Genomic DNA, 1,428 nt, shown 5'->3' on the forward strand with positions numbered 1-1,428 from the left:
GGTCAAGTCCAGGGGCGTGGTGTACGACGTCGTCGCGTGATTCCTCGATGTCGTGATTTAGGCGGTCAGTGCCGCTGGGGTGGCCTCCTGTTCTGTGGTGGTGTCAGTGGTGAGGTGGGATTTGCTGAGGACGTCCAGGCCGAGGTAGCGGCGTGATTCGGCCCATTCGTCGTGTTGTTCGGCCAGCACGGCGCCGACGAGGCGGATCAGGGCGTCGCGGTCGGGAAATATGCCGACGACATCAGTGCGACGTCGGATTTCCTTGTTGAGCCGCTCTTGAGGATTGTTGGACCAGATTTGGCGCCAGATCTGCTTGGGGAAAGCGGTGAAGGCCAGCAAGTCGGGCCGGGCGGCTTCGAGGTGATCGGCGACCCTGGGCAACTTGTCGGCCAGGGCGTCGATGATCCGATCATATTGTGCAGCAACGGATGCGGCGTCGGGCTGATCGAACACCGAATGAAGCAGCGTCTTGACCCACGGCCACGAGGATTTCGGCGTCATGGCCATGAGGTTGGTGGCGTAATGGGTGCGGCAGCGCTGCCAGGACGCTCCGGGCAGGGTCGCGCCGATCGCCGACAAAAGTCCGGCGTGAGCATCGCTGGTGATCAGTGCCACCCCGGACAAGCCACGGGCGGCCAACGAGCGCAGAAACGTCAACCAGCCCGCGCCGTCTTCGGCGGTGCTGACATCGATGCCCAAGATCTCGCGGTAGCCCTCCGCGTTGACCCCGACCGCGATCAGGGCGTGGACGTTGACCACCCGGCCGGCCTCTCGGACCTTCAGGGCCAAAGCATCGGCGGCCATGAATGTATACGGCCCGGCATCGAGCGGGCGGGTACGAAACGCCTCGACGGTGGTGTCGAGCTCTTTGGCCATCACCGACACCTGCGACTTCGACAGGCCGGTGATCCCGAGCGTTTCGACGAGTTTGTCCATCCGCCGAGTGGACACCCCGAGCAAATAACAAGTGGCCACCACCGTCGTTAGGGCCCGTTCGGCGCGCTTGCGGCGTTCCAGCAGCCAGTCCGGGAAGTAAGAGCCTTGGCGCAGCTTGGGGATCGCCAGATCCAAACTGCCTGCGCGGGTGTCGAATTGGCGATGCCGGTAGCCGTTGCGTTGGTTGGTGCGGTCGGCGCTGCGCCGGCCGTAGCCAGCACCGCACAACGCGTCGGCTTCTGCGCCCATCAGCGTGTGGATGAACGTGGCCAACAGTTCGCGCAGCACATCGGGGTGGGTGGTGGTGAGTCGTTCGGCCAGCAGGGCAGGCAAGTCGATATCGTGGGCAGCGGTCATCGCGTTGATTCCTTTGCTCGAGTGACTTTGGTCGGTCTCTCGAAGAATCACGCGATGACCCTTTACTACCCGGCTACGACACGCCGGTCCATCAACTCAGGGCCCGACTCGTACACCACTCTCGTGGACACAACC

General features: G+C 63.6%; 1 protein-coding gene. It reads right to left on the minus strand.

What is annotated here, in order from left to right:
* Positions 1–57: 57 nt before the first annotated feature.
* Entirely contained in the window at positions 58–1,293 is a 1,236-nt protein-coding gene (locus BST12_RS28915) for an IS256 family transposase (RefSeq protein ID WP_083116526.1), read from the minus strand.
* Between the last annotated feature and the right edge of the window lie 135 nt (positions 1,294–1,428).

It is taken from the genome of Mycobacterium angelicum (assembly GCF_002086155.1).
GTDB lineage: Bacteria > Actinomycetota > Actinomycetes > Mycobacteriales > Mycobacteriaceae > Mycobacterium > Mycobacterium angelicum.